Consider the following 19,231-nt stretch of genomic DNA (forward strand, 5'->3'; position numbering starts at 1 on the left):
ATTTTAAACAGATAATGGAAGATTTTGTTCATTTGCATGTACACACCCAATACTCCATCCTCGACGGCCAGTCGAAGATACCGCATCTGGTAGATAAGGCCATCAAGGACGGCATGAAGGGTATGGCGGTAACCGACCACGGTGTGATGTTCGGTATCAAGGAACTCACCGACTATTGCGGCAAGGTTAATAAAGACCGCAAGAAGGAGGGACTCGAACCTTTCAAGCCTATCATAGGCTGCGAGATGTATGTGGCACGCCGAACCAAAGCCGACCGAGAGAAGGATAAGGGCGATATGAGCGGTTATCACCTCATTGTACTTGCCAAGAATTATAATGGATACAAGAACCTCATCAAGCTGGTGAGCAATTCGTGGGTGGATGGTTACTACATGCGCCCACGAACCGACCGTGCCGATCTGGAGAAGTATCACGAAGACCTCATCGTCTGTTCGGCATGTATTGCAGGCGAGGTGCCATCCAAGATTCTGCATGGTGACCTGGAAGGAGCCCGCGAGGCTTGCCAGTGGTACCACAACCTCTTTGGCGATGATTACTATCTCGAGCTCCAGCGACATAAAGTGCCCGATGATCCAAGTCTGCTTGCCAACCGCGAGGCTTACGAGTTGCAGCAGCGTGCCAACAAGGAACTTATCAAGATGGCAAGGGAGTTTAACATCAAACTGGTGTGCACCAACGACTGCCACTTCGAGGATAAGGAAACTGCCGAGGCCCACGACCATCTGCTCTGTATCGCTACCGGAAAGGATCTCGACGACCCTAACCGTATGCGCTATTCCAAGCAGGAGTGGTTCAAGACCCGCCAGGAGATGAACGATGTGTTCTCGGATATTCCCGAAGCACTTTCCAATACCCTCGAAGTATTAGATAAGGTGGAGATTTACAGCATCGACCATGGTCCTATCATGCCTTTCTTCCCGATTCCAGAGAGTTTCGGTACCGAGGAGCAGTTGCGCCAGAAGGTATCAGAAGAAGACCTCTACAAGGAATTTACCTCTGATGAGAACGGCAAGAACCCGCTGCCACCAGAGGAAGGACAGAAGGTTGTCGACCGATTGGGCGGCTACGACAAGATATACCGTATCAAGTTTGAGGCAGAATATCTGCGCCACCTTGCCTACGAGGGAGCCAAAAAGCTTTATGGCGACCCGCTGCCCGAGAATGTAGACGAGCATGTAAACTTTGAGCTCCACGTGATGAAGACCATGGGTTTCCCGGGCTACTTCCTTATCGTGTCTGACTTCATCAGGGCGGCGCGCGAGGAACTCGGCGTGATGGTGGGCCCGGGACGTGGATCTGCGGCAGGTTCGGTGGTGGCATACTGTCTGGGCATTACCAAGATTGACCCGTTGAAGTACGACCTCCTGTTTGAGCGTTTCCTGAACCCAGACCGTGTGAACCTTCCGGATATTGATACCGACTTTGATGATGACGGCCGAGGCAAGGTGCTGAGATGGGTAATGGATAAGTACGGTCATGAGAACTGTGCCCATATCATTACCTACGGTTCCATGGCAACGAAGAACTCCATCAAGGACGTGGCGCGAGTAGAGAAGTTGCCGTTGGATAAGGCGAATGCACTCTGCAAGGCTATCCCAGACCGTTTGCCTGACGGTGCCAAGATGAACCTGACCAATGCCATCAAATATACCCCAGAGCTGCGCGAGGCTGAGTTCTCCAACGATCCCCGCGAGAGCAATACCATCAAGTATGCCAAGATGCTCGAAGGAACCATCCGAGGCACGGGTATCCATGCCTGCGGATTCATCATCTGCCGCGACCCTATCAGCAACTGGGTGCCTGTATCTACTGCCGATGACCCTGATTTCCCGGGACTGAAGACGGCGGTAACGCAGTACGACGGCCATGTCATCGAGACCACCGGTCTGATCAAGATGGACTTCCTGGGCTTGAAGACCCTCTCCGAGATGAAGGAGGCATGCAAGGTTATCAAGCAGACTACGGGCGATGTCGTTGACCTCGATACCATCCCTATCGATGACGAGCTGACCTATCAGCTCTATCAGCGCGGTCAGACCATCGGAACCTTCCAGTTCGAGTCACCGGGTATGCAGAAGTATCTCCGTGAGCTGAAGCCTACGGTATTCGAGGACCTCATCGCCATGAACGCCCTCTACCGTCCGGGACCTATGGATTACATCCCTGACTTCATTGCCCGCAAGAACGGCAAGCAGGCGATTACCTACGATATTCCGTGTATGGAGAAGTATCTGAAGGATACCTACGGCATCACGGTCTATCAGGAGCAGGTGATGCTTCTTTCCCGTCAGCTGGCAAGCTTCACCCGAGGCGAGTCAGATGCCCTGCGTAAGGCGATGGGTAAGAAGAAAAAGGCAATCGTAGATGCGATGAAGCCTAAGTTTATCAAGCAGGGACAGGAGAACGGCCACGACCCGAAGGTGCTGGAGAAGATTTGGGGCGACTGGGAGAAGTTTGCTTCCTACGCCTTCAACAAGTCTCATGCCACCTGTTATTCGTGGGTAGCCTATCAGACCGCCTATCTCAAGGCGCACTATCCTGCCGAATACATGGCGGCGCTGATGACCCGACGCTTTGCACAGATTACCGAAATCACCAAGCTGATGGAGGAGTGCCAGTCGATGGGCATCAAGACCTTGGGACCGGATGTGAACGAGAGTTACCGCGTGTTCGGTGTGAACGAGCATGGAGAGATACGTTTCGGTCTTTCAGCCATCAAGGGTATGGGTGCTCCGGCAGCCGATGCCATCGTGGCAGAGCGACTGAAGAACGGACCTTATAAGAGCATCTTCGATTTTGCCGAGCGTGTAGATTACTCCAGCGTGAACCGCAAGGCTTTCGAAACCTTGGCGCTGAGTGGCGGTTTCGACAGCTTCGGCATCCGCCGCGAGCAGTTCTTCGGCAAGAACAACAAGGGCGAAACCTTCCTCGATACGCTGGTGCGCTACGGTCAGCTCTTCCAGCAGGAACAGCACGAGGCAGCCAACTCACTCTTTGGCGGTACCGAGGCGATAGAGATAGCTACGCCGCCTATTCCTGATGCAGAGAGCTGGAGCACCATCGAACGTCTGAACCGTGAGCGCGAGCTTGTGGGCATCTATCTTTCTGCCCATCCGCTCGATGAGTACAGCATCATCCTCAACTCCCTCTGCAATACCCATTGCTCTGAACTGGGCGACAAGCAGGAGCTGGCAAAGAAGGAAGATGTGGTGCTGGGCGGCATCATCACGGGTGTGAAGTCGAAGTTTACCAAGACGGGCAAGCCGTGCGGTTTCGTTACGCTCGAAGACTTTGAGGGCTCAGGCGAGCTGGCTCTCTTCGGCGAAGACTGGGGCAAGTGGCGCGGCATCATGGTTGAAGGCAGCACCATCTACATCACAGCCAAGTGCGTTTCCCGTTACGGCAATGCCAACTATCTCGATTTCCAGATAGGCAATGTAGAGTATCTGCAGACGGTCAAGGAGAACCGCATCGACCGCTTTACCATCAATGTGGAGAGCGATGCGATAGACGAAACGATGGTTAGCGACCTGCAGACTATTCTGGAGAATGACGAGGGCAAGGCGCAGCTCTTTTTCCAGATACATGATGTTGACAGCAATACCTATCTGCTGATGCGTGCCCGTGAGCATACGGTAGGCGTGGGCCATGCCCTCATCCAGTATATCGAGCAGCATCCTAAGATGAGCTATCAGATCAATTAGAGATAATTTTAGTTTTAATATATAAAAGTATAGAAAAATGGAAGTAACAATTACAACCGAGAATTTCGAGAGCTACAAGAATGGCGAACTGCCATTGGTAGTAGATTTGTGGGCAACATGGTGCGGTCCTTGCCGCGTGGTTGCTCCTATCGTATCACAGCTTGCTGAGGAGTTTGACGGCAAGGTGGTAGTAGGTAAGTGTGATGTAGAGGAGAACGACGACATCGCTATGGAGTTTGGTGTTCGTAATATCCCTACCATCCTCTTCTTCAAGGGTGGCCAGCTGGTAGACAAGTTTGTTGGCGCAGCCTCTAAGGCAACCCTTACCGAGAAGATCCAGGCCCTCCTGTAATCAGCCCGGATAGGAAATGATAAAAGCATCTGGCTTGAGAAAACATGTTCTCAGCCAGATGCTTTTTTTGTTCGGGGCTGTCGGTGACTTACCATTCTACGCTTCTTGTTCCGTCTTCTTCTACGGTGATAGTCACTTTGGTGCAGTCTTCCGGCAGCAGTTCTTCTATCAGTTCCGGCCACTCCAGGAAGCAGAGGTTGCCGCTGTAGAAATAATCTTCGTAGCCCATATCGTATACCTCATCGAGCTTCTTGATGCGGTAGAAATCGAAGTGGTAGACAGGAGAGCCGTCGCCCGCTGTATATTCGTTTACGAGGGCGAAGGTAGGAGATGTGATGACATCTTCTACGCCCAGTTCTTCGCAAATAGCTTTTACAAATGTTGTCTTTCCGGCTCCCATCTTGCCATAGAAGGCAAAGACCTTGCCGTCGCCCATGTTCTGCAGAAATTCCTTGGCTGCTTCATGGATCGTGTCTAATGAGTCAATTTTTATCTTCATATATTTATTTTGAATTATTTTATTCTAGCTAGGAGTTAAGGAGTTAACTCCTTTAATTCCTTTTTCTCGCTGTCAGCGTGATGAGCGGTATGAGCATTTCTTCCATCGAGATGCCGCCGTGCTGGAAGGTATCCTTGTAGTATTGCACATAATAGTTGTAATTATTCGGATAGGCGAAGAAACTGTCGCCCGTGGCAAATACATACGAGGTACTCAGGTTAGGTGCCGGCAACTGGGCACGGTGAGGCTCCTTGATGGTGAAAACTTCCTTGCTCTGGTAAGCCAGATTCTTGCCCAGCTTGTAGCGCAGGTTGGTGTTCGTATTGCGGTCGCCTACAATCTTGATTGGTTTCGATGCCCTGATGCTGCCGTGGTCGGTGGTGAGCACTACCTGGTAATCGCTCTGCGAAAGGAGCTTGAAGAGCTCGGAGAGAACCGAATGGCGGAGCCAGCTCTGCGTGATGCTGCGGTAGGCACTCTCGTTGTTGGCAAGCTCGCGCACCATCTTAGATTCGGTACGCGCGTGAGAGAGCATGTCGATGAAGTTAATCACCAGCACGTTCAAGTCGTAGTTGCGGCACTCGTTGTAGTGCTCCAGGAAACGGTCGGCACCCTGCGAATCGTTCACCTTGTGATAACTGAAGGTATAGTGCTTTCTGAATCGCTCTATCTGGGTCTGTATCAGCGGCGCCTCGTTCAGGTTCTTGCCTTCCTCCTCGTCCTCATCTACCCAGAGGTCTGGAAACATTTCGGCTATCTTGTTCGGCATCAGACCGCTGAAGATGGCGTTGCGCGCATATTGCGTGGCGGTAGGAAGGATGCTCATGTAGAGCTGCTCATCGATGTCGAACAGGTCGCCGATGTCTTCAGCCAGCATGCGCCACTGGTCATAGCGGAAGTTATCTATCACAATCAGGAACACCTTCTTGCCCTCATCGAGCAGCGGGAATATCTTGCGCTTGAAGATGTCGGGACTCATCAGATGGCGGTCTCTGTTGTCGGGACTCACCCAGTCGAGATAGTTCTTGGCTATGTATTTGGCGAAACCCTGGTTAGCCTCTTCCTTCTGCATGCCCAGCATCTCAGCCATCGGACTAGCCGTATCGCTCAGCTTCAGTTCCCAGCTTACCAGTCGCTTGTAAATCTCCATCCAGTCTTCCGCCGTTCTGCATTCCATCATCTGCATGGCTATCTGCTGGTAGTCCTGCTGGTATCCGCTCTGCGTCACCTCCGCCACGATGTCTTTGCGGTGGATGTTCTTCTTGAGCGAGAGCAGAATCTGGTTCGGGTTTACGGGTTTGATCAGATAGTCGGCTATCTTTGAACCTATTGCCTGGTCCATGATGTTTTCTTCTTCGCTCTTGGTACACATCACTACCGGTGTGGCAGGTTGGATGTCCTTGATGTGTAGCAGGGTTTCCAGTCCGCTGAGTCCCGGCATCATCTCATCTAGCAGGATGAGGTCGAAGGTCTGCTGGCGGCAAAGTTCAATGGCATCAGGGCCGTTGCTTACCGTCTGCACCTCGTATCCTTTCTTTTCCAGAAAGATGATGTGCGCCTTGAGAAGTTCTATCTCGTCGTCTATCCAAAGTAATAATCCGTTGCTCATATTTTATATCCTTTTTCTTTTCGGGGTGCTAAAGTACAAAGAAAAATGGAATGAGGAATACGACTTCGTGTTAAAGAGAGTTAATGATGAAGATTCTTTGGTACTTTTTATGAAAACGTTTGTATTACCTTGTGACAAAACCTGAAAACATAGGTTATTTGAAACTTATTTGTATAACTAAACGTAAGCATTATGATCAGACGCAATTACTTGAAAAGTTTGATGATCTTCATCCTGACGTGCCTTCCTCTCTTGGGAGCATCGGCACAGCAGAAAGTAACAGTCAATGTTGTGAATGCCTCCTTGAAGCAGGTGTTCAGTACAATCGAAAACCAGACATCTTACAGGTTTTCTTACAAGAGTGATATCATTGACCATCGCAAGGATATCACTATCAGGAAGAGTGGCGTTCCTGTAACAGCTGTACTCGATGCGGCTTTTGTGGGACGCAACTTGAAATACTCTGTGGTTTCGCAGAAATCTATCGTTGTTTCTGAGAAGCATGCAAATGTTGCCGCTCCTCAGCTGAACAACAAGCGCAAGATGCAGGGTGTTGTGAAGGACGACAACGGTGAGCCTGTGATTGGTGCTACTGTTTCTGTTGTTGGTACCGACGAACTCGCAGTAACCGATATGGACGGCCGATTCACCATCAATGCAGCCAAGGGCGCTAAGGTGAAGGTTTCTTATCTCGGTTTCGTAGACCGCGAGGTGAAGGCTTCAGAAAACATGAACATCGCCATGAGCGAGGACACACAGGCTTTGAGCGAAGTGGTTGTAGTAGGTTATGGTACCATGAAGCGTAGCGATATGACCGGAGCTCTTTCTTCTGTCAATACCAAGGAGATGGCTAAGCGCACTACTACCAACCCAGCTGAGGCTTTGCAGGGTAAGGTTGCCGGTGTGAACATCCTGAAGAGTGGTGGTAACGCCGGTGCCGGTGTGAGCATCAAGATCCGTGGTATCAAGACCTTCGGCGACAACGAACCTCTTTATATCGTGGATGGTTTCCCTGGCGATATCAACAGCATAAACCCTCAGGACATCGAGTCTATGGAGATACTGAAGGATGGTGCTGCCGCTGCCATCTACGGTTCTGTAGCTGCCAACGGTGTGGTTCTGATTACAACCAAGAACGGTAAGAAGGGCGATGTAAAGGTGGATTTCAGTACCTATTTGAGCTTCACTCACGTTGCTAAGGACCTCGATATGCTTGATGCTGATGGCTATAAGGCTGTACATAAGATGATGTATGAGAACTATAAGACCCAGTATGGTGAATATCCTGGTGCCGGCTTACCTGCCTATATTACCCATGAAACTGGTGTGAATACCGATTGGCAGGATGCTATCCAGCGCAACGGATTGGCACAGAACTATATGGTCAGCCTCCGCGGAGGTGGTGATAAGGCACAGTATTCTGTATCTTATAACCATGCCGACGAGAAGGGTATCTTTATCGGCAACGAGCATCGTCATGATATCGCACGTATGAAACTCCATGCAACCAAGGGCATCATAGATCTGGATGCCAATATGGATTTCAAATATACCAACAGCCGTCAGCCTCAGTATTCTCTCAAGGAAACTTATATGATTTCTCCTCTCGTACCTATTTATAATGAGAATGAAAAGTATGGTTTCGGTTTGACTAACTTTGATGGTCTGCCAAACAACCGTAACGTTGTTGCAGATAACTACTATAAGAACGAAGTAGATAAGAAGTATCATACTTCTGCCAATGTAGCATTAACCTTCAAGTTCTTCCCTTGGCTCAACTTCAAGACCAGCTATGGTTATCGTGGTGAGCATGAGATAGATTCTTATCATGCACCTGATTATATAGCAGATACTAAGAGTCCTAACAATTATCCGAATAGCAGTGAGACCCGTGCCTACTGGGAAGAGCAGGTGTTCGAGAATGTGCTCTCCTTCAACAAGGAAATCAAGAAGCACAGCATCAATGCCATGCTCGGTACTTCGCTCACCAGCCGCAAGTATAACTGGAGTTCGGTAGGCGTAGAAGGTAAGACCATCGTCTATAAGGTAGAAAACGGACAGCTGCAGCAGAGTGAGAAGGCTGCAGGATTTCTGGATTCCAGCTTTGCTATCATCGGTGCCGGAGCAGGTGGTACCTTCAGTGGTGACGGTTCCTGCTGGAAGTATAACCGTGCTTCTTTCTTCGGCCGTCTGAATTATAATTTCAACGACCGCTATCTCTTCCAGTTCACCTTCCGTGAGGATGGATCTTCTAAGTTCGGTGCCGATAGCCGTTGGGGTTTCTTCCCATCTGTTGCTGTAGGTTGGAGAATCAGCGAGGAACCATTCTTCCCTAAGAATACAGTAATCAGCAACTTGAAGTTCCGTGCCAGCTGGGGACAGCTCGGTAACGAGAATGCTTTGGGCTACTACGATTTCCTGGCGCTCATTTCTACATACAATGACCTCTATCAGGGTTATGTTCAGGGTTCTGGCTCTTCTGCATGGCCAGGCAGTATTGCCCGTGGATTGGAAAACCGCTCTTTGAAATGGGAAACTACTGATACCAAGAACATCGGTTTCGATTTCGGCTTCTTCAATAACCATCTGAGTGGTAATGTAAACTATTATATCAACGAGACACGCGACCTGCTGATTACCCGTAAGCTGGCTCCATCTGCCGGTCTTGCCAACCCAACGCTGAACGTAGGTAAGATGCGCAACCAGGGTTTTGAGCTGGAGTTGAACTGGAACGACAAGGTAAGTGATTTCGAGTATAATGTAGGTTTCAACCTCAGTACGGTATCTAATAAGGTGGTTTCTCTTGCTAATGAAGATCAGACCATTTACGGTATGGGTTTGAAGTATGGCTCAGAGCACTTCCCTACCCAGACCAAGGTAGGCAAGCCAATCGGTGCTTTCTACCTCTATCAGGCAGACGGTATCTTCCAGAATATGGATGAGGTAAATGCTTATAAAAACAAGGATGGCAAACTCCTTCAGCCAAATGCTCAGCCTGGTGATGTACGTTTCAAGGATATGAATGGTGATGGTGTGATTGACGAGGATGATAAGACCTATTCTGGTACAGGTATCGCTAAGGTTGAGGCTAACCTTAACTTGAGCGCCAGTTACAAGGGTTTCGACTTCTCTGCAGTCATCGGTAGTGCATTCGGCAACAAGATTTACAATGGTATCCGCTACTACTATGAGGGAATGAACTCAGCTTCCAACTTCCTCAGCAGCACTCTGGATGCCTGGACTCCTACCCATACCAATACCAGCGTACCACGTGCCATCTATGGTGACCCTAACGACAATACTCGCGAGTCAACCCGCTTCCTGGAGAATGGAGATTTCGTACGCTTGCGTCAGGTGCAGTTGGGTTATACCTTGCCAACATCGCTGGTTAAGAAGATTTATTGCGACCGCATCCGTTTCTACGTGAGTGCAGAAAACGTGTTCACCATCACAGGCTATTCTGGTGCTAACCCAGAATTCTCTATGGGCGTATTGAATAGTGGTATCGACCGCTTTACCTATCCGTTCTCTCGCTCTTACACAGTAGGTGCACAGGTATCATTCTAGTATTAACATAAAAAGGAAAATCTTATGAAAGCATTAAAATATATAGCAGGCATTTGCCTTGCTCTGTCACTCACATCATGTGATGACTATTTGACGCAGACTTCGCCAGATAAACTGACTTCCGATTCTTACTGGCGTGATAAAGCAGACGTAGAGTCGGCAATGTCATCAGCTTATTCCCAACTGTATTTTGCAGAATATTCCGGAGACCAATGGGACTTCTCTGAGGTGAAATGGCCAGTGGAGGCTTATCGTCAGGATGACGTAGATTTGGGTAAGGATGTACAGAACTATCCAAACTGGGTGCAGCTACGTAACTTCAGCTACAACAACGGAAACTCTCAGTTCTCTATCTACTGGAAGAGTTACTATCGCGGAATCAGTTTCTGTAACCAGATTATTGATAAGGTGGCTACCATGAGTGAAGGTCAGCTTGCTGCAGCAGACAGAAAGCAGCTCCTGGCTGAGGCTCATTTCCTTCGTGGCTTCTATCATATGCAACTCTTGCTCAACTGGGAGAAAATCATTATCCGTGATACATATATCACTTCTACCAGCCAGTTGGATAAGGCTCTTTCTGACCGTCCTGAGACTTGGCAGTTTATCGTAGATGACCTGAAAGCCGGTACGGAGATGAGTAACTCTCGCAGCAATGAAGAAGTGGGACGTGTTACCTCAGGCACAGCTTATGCCTACTTAGGCTATGCTTATCTTACGATGGCTTCTGAGCAGGCTGATAAGAAAGCAGAATATCTGAATGCTGCTGTAGAGGCATTCAATAATGTAAAGGGATATAGTCTGGAAAGCAATTATGCCAGCATGTTTAATGGTACAAACAAGAACTGTAAGGAGAGTCTTTTCGAGGTGCAGTTCTCTCTGAGTAGTGCCAATGGTGCCAACTATGCTACCCAGCTGCATCGCTGGATAGGTACAGAGGAGTTTGAAGGATGGGATGAGATTACCCCTTCAGAGACCTTGATGAACGAGTTTAAGAAGGAAGGTAAACTGAACAATGGCTTGTATGATGCCCGTCTTTATGCTTCAGTCTTCTTCCAGGATCCTTACTTTAACGATGGAACCGGAAAGGTATATGGTTACGACTGGGATGCTTGGGTCAAGAGGAATCCGGAGGTAGAAGAGGCTTACGACCGTCCTTCTTTCCGCAAGTTCATGCCTGCAACCTATGAAGCCCTGGCACAGTCAACTACCGACGTGAACATTCCTCTGATGCGTTATGCCAACGTTCTTCTGATGAAGGCTGAGGCTCTCAATGATTTGGGACGTACAGGAGAGGCTATTCCGCTGATCAACGATGTGAGAAGAGTTCACGGCAATATGCCAGCCATGACCGGTACAACACAGGCTGAGGTTCAGGCTCAGATTGAGCACGAGCGTATGATTGAGTTCCCATTGGAGAACTTGCGCTGGTATGACCTGCGCCGCTGGGGCAAGACTGCTGAGGCGCTGACTGCTGCCGGCCGTACAGGTTTCGACAAGAGCAAGCTGTTCTACCCAACTCCTCTGACAGAGTTGAACTCAAACAGTCTGGCTAAGTAATAGGGGCGAGTAACCATTGAAGATTACTTATAAATATCATCAGGATTCTCGGTCTATTAAGCAATAATACGATCGGGAATCCGTTTTTTATGGTAAAGTAATTCATAAAAACGAACAATAAAATAAAGAAGAAAAACAAGAAACAATGCTCAAGATAGTAATGATTATGTTATGCGGAATAGGTACCGGCTATCTGCTCCGCAACAAGAAAATGAGTTTTATCGGCCGTATCATCACGGCGCTGATATGGGTACTCCTGTTCCTGCTCGGTATCGAGGTAGGTTCTAACCCTCGTATCATCAGCGGTCTTCAGACCCTGGGACTTGAGGCGATAGCCCTGACCTTGGGAGGCAGTCTGGGTAGTGCACTCTTTGCTTGGGCATTGTGGAAGTATGTTACAGCAAAGCAGGCTAAATCGTCGGCTCACGCTGAAACCGGGAAAGGAGGCAAGGCATGAAAGGCAGTTTGATTATCGTAAGCTTCTTTGTTCTGGGTATCATCGTAGGCTTGTGTGATGTGATTCCGGCAGGTCTTCTGGATAGCGACGTGAGCTATTATGCACTCTGCTGCCTGATGTTCTGCGTAGGTATCAGCATCGGTTGCGACACCTCAGTGCTGAAGAGTTTCAAGAAGGTGAATCCCCGTCTGATGATGCTCCCTGTGATGACCATTCTGGGTACGTTGGCAGGTTGTGCCGCCGTATCTCTCATCTTGAGCCACCGCCAGCTTACCGATTGTCTGGCTATCGGTTCAGGATTCGGATATTACTCTCTTTCTAGTATCTTCATCACCGAATACAGGGGCGCCGAACTGGGAACCATCGCCCTTCTTGCCAACATCTTCCGCGAGATTCTCACCCTGTTGTGTGCTCCGCTGCTGGCAAAATACTTCGGCAAACTGGCACCTATCAGTGTAGGTGGAGCTACGACCATGGATACAACGTTGCCAATCATCACCCGATATTCGGGCGAGAGTTTCATCATCGTTTCCATCTTCCATGGCTTCTGTGTCGACTTTTCTGTACCCTTCCTGGTTACCTTCTTCTGTTCTTTGTAGAAAATAACTAAAAGCAGTTTAAAACCAAACCCGTATGAGACATATTTTCAGTTCATTCATGATATGTCTGAGCCTGTGCTGTGCCCATACCTCAGTAGCCCTTGCGGCTCAGGATGGCAAGCAGCCTGCAGCTTCAGACCCTTGGCAGGACGCCACCGTAACCCATATCAACCGCATGCCGATGACCGCTCATTACTTGCCTTTTACAAGTGAGAACGGAGCCTTGGCACAGTTGAAGATGGACGACGCCCGCCGTTTCCTGTTGAACACCCAGAATGAGCGCCGCCGCTCGTTGGATGGTGTATGGAAATTCAAACTGGTGAAGAATCCGAGTCTTGCCTTGACCGATTTCTTCAAGACATCCTATAACGTAAGCGATTGGCAGAATATCAATGTGCCTGGCAGCTGGGAGTTGCAGGGCTTCGATGCGCCAATCTACACCGATGTAACCTATCCTTTCAAGGCAAATCCTCCTTTCGTACCACAGGATTACAACCCTGTAGGACATTATGTACACGAATTTACCGTGCCTGAAAACTGGAAGGGCATGGATGTGATTATGGATTTCGAAGGCGTAGAATCTGCCTTCTATCTCTGGATCAACGGCAAGATGGTGGGCTATAGTGAAGATAGCCGTCTGCCTGCCCACTTCAATATCTCCAAGTTCCTGAAGAAGGGCAAGAACCGCCTTGCCATGAAGGTGTTCCGCTTCAGCGACGGCAGTTATCTGGAAGATCAGGACTACTGGAAGTATAGCGGCATAGAGCGCAATGTGTTCATCCTGGCTCGTCCTAAGAGCAGAATGAACGACTACGTATTGGGAAATAAACTGATCAATCAATATAAGGATGGCAATTTCACACTCGATGTGAATATGCTCAATCCACAAAAGGGTCAGAAGGTTGAGGTGAAAGTGCTTTCGGCAACAGGCAAATCTCTCTTCAAACAAATCCAGAGCATCACCTCACCTGCTGATACCTTGATTCATTTCGAAAAACTGCTGAAAAACGTGCAGCCTTGGAGTGCCGAGAGTCCTTATCTCTACACCCTCGTCATCAATACTACCGACAGGAATGGTAGAGTAGAGGAGAGTGTGGCACAGCCTTTCGGTTTCCGTACCATCGAAATGAAGAACGGACAGCTTCTGGTAAACGGTGTAGCCATCACCATCAAGGGTGTGAACCGACAGGAGCACAATGCAGTACACGGCAGAACCCTCAGCATCGGTGAGATGGTGAAGGATGTGAAGATGATGAAGCAGTTCAACATCAATGCTGTGCGTACCTCTCACTATCCTAACTATTCGGAGTGGTATCAGCTCTGCGATAAGTACGGTCTCTACATGGTAGGCGAGGCAAACATCGAATGTCATGGTATCCTGGATACGGAATACAAGCAGCTGGCAGACAGAGAAGACTGGTATCCTGCTTTCCACGACCGCATGTACCGCATGATCAAGCGCGACCGCAACCATACCGCCATCATCATCTGGTCTATGGGTAACGAGAGCGGATATGGCAAGAGTTTCGAGAAACTCTATGACATGAGCAAGGCGATGGATCCGTCCCGTCCGGTACAGTATGAGGGCGGCGGTTACTACGCTAAGTCAGATATCTACTGTCCGATGTATGCCCGCATCTGGTCTTTGCGCCGCCATGTCAACCAGCGTGATGAGCGCCCGCTGATTCTCTGCGAATACGCCCATGCCATGGGTAACAGCGAGGGTAACCTCAAGGATTACTGGGATCTGATTTACAAATACGACCAGTTGCAGGGTGGTTTCATCTGGGACTGGGTAGACCAGACCATCGCCAAGACCGATGACAAGGGTCACAAATACTGGGCTTATGGCGGTGATATGGGATTCGTAGGCGTAGTGAACGATTCCAACTTCTGTGCCAACGGACTTGTAGCAGCCGACCGTTCGCTCCATCCACATATCTGGGAGGTAAAGAAGGTTTACCAGAACATCGCCTTCGAGCCAGTAGCCTTCATGCAGAACCGCATCAAGGTAACCAACCGATTCGACTATACCACGCTTGACAATTATCAACTCGTCTGGGCAGTAGAAGCCAACGGCGAAACCATCAGAAGCGGCAAGATGAACTTCCCGACTCTCCTGCCTCATCAGACTAAGGAGATGGAGATTCCGATGGGCACACTTCCAGCATCCGACAGCAAGGAATACTTCCTCACCCTGCGCGCCTACAGCAAGCAGGCTACCGGAGCCGTTCCTGCAGGTCACGAGGTTGCCATCGAGCAGATGCAGCTGCCTGTAAGACTGGAAAAGGTTCAGGAACAGGTTAGCGGACAGATAGAGAAGACCGAGACAGAAGAGGCCATCACCATCCAGGGAAAGACCCAGGATTTCAGTATCAGCTTCTCTAAGAAGACCGGCGAGATGACCTCTTTGAAATATGACGGCAAGGAAATGCTGCTGGCTGGTTTGCAGCCAAACTTCTGGCGCGGTATCACCGACAATGATGTGGCTAACGGCACTCAGGAGCGCTGCGCTACCTGGCGTGAGGCTGGAAAGAAGATGGTACTGAAGGGCATCAAGACCCAGGCAGACAACCAGAAGGCTACCGTCATCGCAGACTTCGATATGCCTGAGCAGGAATCTCAGATGCAGATTACCTATCAGATGCTTGCCAATGGAAATGTAGAGGTGAACATGCACTTCATTCCTGGCAACAAGGCGCTGCCGGAGATGCCACGTCTCGGTATGCGCATGATTCTGAAGGGCGACTACGACCAGATGACCTGGTTGGGTAGAGGTCCGCAGGAGAACTATGCCGACCGTAAGAGCGGTTACCTCATCGGTAAGTATTCTGCCAGCGTATGGGAGCAGTATCATCCATACGTAAGAGCACAGGAAACCGCCAACAAGTGTGATGTACGCTGGTTCACCCTCGCATCGAAGGCTGGAGCCGGTATCAAGGTGGAAGGTGCTGAGCCATTGAGCGTAGGTGCCTGGAACTTCCCACAGGATGATCTCCTCTATGTTCCTTCTACCATCGAGCACCGTCATGGCGGCTGTGTAGACAAGAAGGACATGGTATGGGTGAACATCGACCATTTGCAGATGGGTGTTGGTGGCGATAATACCTGGGGCGCTATGGTGCATCCGGAATATACCATCACACCAAAGGAGTGGAGCTATAGCTTTACTATTAAGAACTTAAAATAAACGATATGAAGACTAAGTCTATAGCTATATTGACTATGGGGCTTGCCATGCTGTCTATGGACGGCTTGGCACAGACCACCCGTCAGGAGTATAAGGATATTCTTGACATCCAGCTGACACCGGGTGCTCCCCGCCGTCAGAACGGATGCTTCACGGATGTGGGTTCGTGGATGGGTTTCACCCTCTCTGAGAAGGAGAAGCCTACCGCAGGTTTCTGCGGACCTTTCAGCATCTATTACCGCAACTGGTATGCCCGTTCGCTGGTATCTCTCATTGATGGTACCATGCAGGAACAGAGCTATTATCCGGGCGAAATCAGGATGAGTCTGAAGAAGGATGGTGCCGATATCCATGAGAGTCTGCAGTTTGTAGATGCCCGTACGGCACTCCTCACCGTTACCAATCCATCCAAGGTTCCGTTCACGTTTACTGCCGACAGCATCAGTACTCGTGCCAACGTATCACGTTGCAAGAACCGTGTAACCATCGGAGACTTCTATGGTGAACGTGTCATCATCGACTTCCCTCAGAAGGTTCAGGTGACTGATACCGACCACAACTATCTGGCTACCGTGCCAAGAGGTGTAGAGCAGCTCACCATCGCCATTTCGCTGGTAGAGCAGGATACCGAGTTTTCGGTTCAGTATGTGCATACAGCCAGTCTGCTTGCCAATCCATCAGCCGCTCTCCAGGCAAATGATGACCGCTGGAACGGTTATCTGAAGAAGGTGATACGTGATGATATGCCTGCAGAATATAACCGGGTGGCTGCGAAATCCATCGTCACCCTGCTTTCCAACTGGCGTGCCAAGCGAGGTGCCCTGTATCATGACGGCATCGTGCCAAGTCATGCTGTTGGCTATTTCGTAGGTTGCTGGGCATGGGACTGCTGGCGTTTCTCAGCCGGTATGGCTTCCTTCTTCCCAGAGTTGGCGAAGGATAACATCCGCGTGATGTTCGACTACCAGCAGCCAGACGGTATGATTATCGACTGCATCTATCCGGATGCTTCTGAGAACAACTACCGCGACAGCAAGCCTCCTCTGGCAGCTTGGGCGGTGAACGAGATTTATGAACATACCCAGGATCTGGCTTTCGTGAAGGAGATGTATCCGAAACTCCTGAAATATCATAAGTGGTGGTATGAGAAGAGAGATCACGACAAGAACCATATCTGTGAGTTCGGCTCGGTTGATGGCACGCTGGAGGCAGCTGCCTGGGAGAGCGGTATGGATAATGCCATCCGTTTCGACGGCACCAAGATGTTGCAGAACGGCAAGGATGCATGGAGTACTGATCAGGAGAGCGTTGACCTGAATGCTTATCTCTCGCTGGAGTATACCTTGCTCAAGAAGTTTGCCGGATTGCTGGGCGAGCCTTTCGACTTGCCAGACTATCGTGGACTGGTTGCCGATTATTTCTTTGATAAGAAGGATGGCTTCTTCTACGACCGCCGTCTGGATGGCGACAGAACATTTGTACGTGAGGCTGGTTGTGAGGGCTATATTCCTTTTTGGGCGAACATAGCAACGCCTAAGCAGTTTGCCAAGGCAAGAAAGTTGCTCGACAATAAGAAGAAGTTCTCTACCTTCATCCCATTCCCGACGATAGCTGCCGATAATCCGAAGTACAATCCACAGGGTTACTGGCGCGGTCCTATCTGGCTCGACCAGACCTATTATGGCATTAAGGGTTATCGCAACTATGGTGAAAAGAAGAAGGCAGATGCCTATACCGACCAGGTGTTCCGCAATTTGCAGGGCATTTCGGCAGGTACCCCAATCTATGAGAATTATGACACGCATACCGGCAAGCCTATGCAGGCTTCTCACTTCAGCTGGAGTGCCGCATGCCTGATCATGATGTACAATGATTATGGAAAATAAACGATAATCTCATATGCTAAACGTCATGCCAAAGTGATTTGGCACATCTTGAGACCTAAATAAAAAAAGCCCCCGATGCGTTCTGGCATCAGGGGCTTTTTAACTTTACGGGGGACCAGCGATGGAATCGCTGGGGACGGGGGCGCGAAGGGGCTAAGGCTCTTTGCGCCTTTTTACCTTTAAAAGCCTTTTTACCTTTTTACTTTTTTACTTTTTTACTTTTTCCAAAGCGTGTGGTGTATATTATCTCAAAACATACTTTCCGGCTGGTGTCTTGATGAACTTCACCTGATAGGCTTCAGAGACAATCTGCAGCGCCTCGGTAAGGCTGTTGTTCGGCAGGGTTCCTGTGAAAGGTTCGATGGTATCCATTTTCACAGCAATCTCTACCCCGTAATTCTTCTCCAGACTTCTGATGACTTTACCCAGCGATGCATCGCGGAATACCAGCTGTTTCTTCTGCCATGCACAGGCATCCTCGATATGCGATACTTCGCGGACATCCATCTTTCCGGTCTGTTTGTTCACCACCACGATTTCGTTTGGCTTCATCGTATAGGTGCTGCCGTTGGCAAGGGAAGTGAGCATCACGCTACCGTTGAGCAGCGCAACTTCTGCTGTCTGTTCTTTCTTTCGGTTGATGACGTTAAACTCGGTACCCAATACCTTGATTTCCATTCCCTGCATGTGGATGATGAACGGATGTCGGGCGTCTTTGGCTACCTTGTAGTGAGCCTCGCCTTCAAATTCAATCTCGCGATTGTCCTTGCAGAAATCCTGTGGCGCATATTTGATGCTGGAGAGCGAATTGAGCGCTACCACACTCTTGTCGGGCAGGGTGATGCTCACCTGTTCGCCTTCCTGGGTGGTGATTTCTGTCAGCGGAATCGCGGCATATTGCCTGTTTTCCTTATACATCATTCCCATAATCACCATGCAGACAGGCAGGGCAATAGCTGCCGCTATCTGGGTCCACTTGAGGACGCGCTTCAGGGTGAATTGCTTACGGGTTCCTATCTGTTCATGAATTTCGGCCTTGATACGTGCCAAATCTTCGTCAGAGATACCGCTATCCGGGATGATGCCGTGCAGCCATTCCTCTTCCATGGCTGCTGCTAATTCTTCATCTGAACAGTTGTTGATCCGTTCCTTCAGATTAGCTAAGTCTGTACTATTCTTGATGTCGTCTAACATAAAACAATCCTTTTTTAGGTTATACATGGTTCGGTAGAGAATGTACCGTTAAATTATACTAAAAACAAGAGCCACATCAGGTTGGTGCGGTTGCTGATAAGCTGTCGGAGCTGTTTCAACCCCATGGACAGCTGGTTCTTAACGGTCTGTTCACTATAGTTGAGTTTCTCGGCAATCTCCTGATTGTTGAGCATCTCCAACTTGGAGAGTCGGATGATTTCCTGCTGTGTCTTGGGCAGTTTGGCAAGCATCAGGTTGAGCTGTCTGACGAAATCATCATACTCCAACTGACTGTCAGCAGTGGTGCTGTTGTGATGGTCAAGATAGTCCATGTAGTCTTCGTACACGGGCGAATTGATGACCTTCCTGTAGGCGTTGATGAGATAATGCTTGGCTCTGAGGAAGAGCAGCGGCTTTACGCTGTCTGCCTCTTCCAGCGTGCTTCTGTTGTTCCAGAGCCATACGAAGGTATCTTCCATGATTTCTTCGGCATTCTCCTTCGACTTGGTATATTTCAGGCAAAAGGCAAAGAGTCTGCGGGCATATAGCCCGTAGATTTCATCGAATGCCTTCATAGATCCTTTTTTGAGTTGAAG

General features: G+C 49.4%; 12 protein-coding genes. 8 read left to right on the forward strand and 4 right to left on the reverse strand.

Translation table 11 applies throughout. From position 1 onward, the window contains the following. Positions 1–14 precede the first annotated feature (14 nt). Positions 15–3,725, forward strand: a complete 3,711-nt coding sequence (gene dnaE, locus F7D47_RS01400) for a DNA polymerase III subunit alpha (RefSeq protein WP_153085427.1) — start codon at positions 15–17, stop codon at positions 3,723–3,725. A 37-nt stretch (positions 3,726–3,762) separates the two neighbouring features. Beyond that, a complete protein-coding gene (trxA, locus tag F7D47_RS01405; protein ID WP_117727848.1) occupies positions 3,763–4,077 on the forward strand; it encodes a thioredoxin in 315 nt (104 codons plus the stop codon). Between the two features lie 88 nt (positions 4,078–4,165). Here the strand turns inward: trxA and tsaE are convergent, their stop codons facing one another. Next, positions 4,166–4,576 carry a tRNA (adenosine(37)-N6)-threonylcarbamoyltransferase complex ATPase subunit type 1 TsaE gene (gene tsaE / locus F7D47_RS01410; protein WP_022122095.1) on the reverse strand — a complete coding sequence of 137 codons (411 nt, stop codon included), beginning with the start codon at positions 4,574–4,576 and terminating at the stop codon, positions 4,166–4,168. Between the two features lie 52 nt (positions 4,577–4,628). Continuing rightward, on the reverse strand, positions 4,629–6,185 hold the full coding sequence (locus tag F7D47_RS01415; protein WP_153085426.1) for a bifunctional response regulator/alkaline phosphatase family protein: 1,557 nt from the start codon (positions 6,183–6,185) through the stop codon (positions 4,629–4,631). Positions 6,186–6,377: 192 nt separating this feature from the next. On the opposite strand from F7D47_RS01415, the gene F7D47_RS01420 reads away from it, so the two are divergent. The 6 genes from F7D47_RS01420 (at position 6,378) to F7D47_RS01445 (ending at position 17,441) form a co-directional block, all read left to right on the forward strand. Next, entirely contained in the window at positions 6,378–9,752 is a 3,375-nt protein-coding gene (locus F7D47_RS01420) for a SusC/RagA family TonB-linked outer membrane protein (protein WP_153085425.1), read from the forward strand. A 24-nt stretch (positions 9,753–9,776) separates the two neighbouring features. Then, entirely contained in the window at positions 9,777–11,309 is a 1,533-nt protein-coding gene (locus tag F7D47_RS01425; protein ID WP_153085424.1) for a RagB/SusD family nutrient uptake outer membrane protein, read from the forward strand. A gap of 145 nt (positions 11,310–11,454) precedes the next feature. Beyond that, the gene (locus F7D47_RS01430) at positions 11,455–11,766 is read left to right on the forward strand and encodes a LysO family transporter (protein ID WP_022122090.1); all 312 of its coding nucleotides are present in this window, start codon (positions 11,455–11,457) and stop codon (positions 11,764–11,766) included. After that, entirely contained in the window at positions 11,763–12,365 is a 603-nt protein-coding gene (locus F7D47_RS01435; protein WP_153085423.1) for a lysine exporter LysO family protein, read from the forward strand. Before F7D47_RS01430 ends, F7D47_RS01435 begins: the two co-directional genes overlap by 4 nt. A 34-nt stretch (positions 12,366–12,399) precedes the next feature. After that, positions 12,400–15,555, forward strand: a complete 3,156-nt coding sequence (locus tag F7D47_RS01440; RefSeq protein WP_153085422.1) for a glycoside hydrolase family 2 TIM barrel-domain containing protein — start codon at positions 12,400–12,402, stop codon at positions 15,553–15,555. 5 nt (positions 15,556–15,560) lie between these two features. After that, positions 15,561–17,441 (forward strand): MGH1-like glycoside hydrolase domain-containing protein, encoded by a 1,881-nt coding sequence (locus F7D47_RS01445; protein ID WP_153085421.1) that lies wholly within the window; start codon positions 15,561–15,563, stop codon positions 17,439–17,441. 243 nt (positions 17,442–17,684) lie between these two features. On the opposite strand, the gene F7D47_RS01450 is transcribed toward F7D47_RS01445, so the two are convergent. Next, complete coding sequence (locus F7D47_RS01450) at positions 17,685–18,635, reverse strand: FecR family protein (RefSeq protein ID WP_194252594.1); 951 nt, start codon at positions 18,633–18,635, stop codon at positions 17,685–17,687. 53 nt (positions 18,636–18,688) lie between these two features. After that, positions 18,689–19,210, reverse strand: coding sequence for an RNA polymerase sigma-70 factor (locus F7D47_RS01455; RefSeq protein ID WP_228112451.1), 522 nt, complete (start codon positions 19,208–19,210; stop codon positions 18,689–18,691). Positions 19,211–19,231: the final 21 nt, after the last annotated feature.

It is taken from the genome of Segatella copri (assembly GCF_009494835.1).
Taxonomy (GTDB): Bacteria; Bacteroidota; Bacteroidia; order Bacteroidales; family Bacteroidaceae; genus Prevotella; species Prevotella copri_F.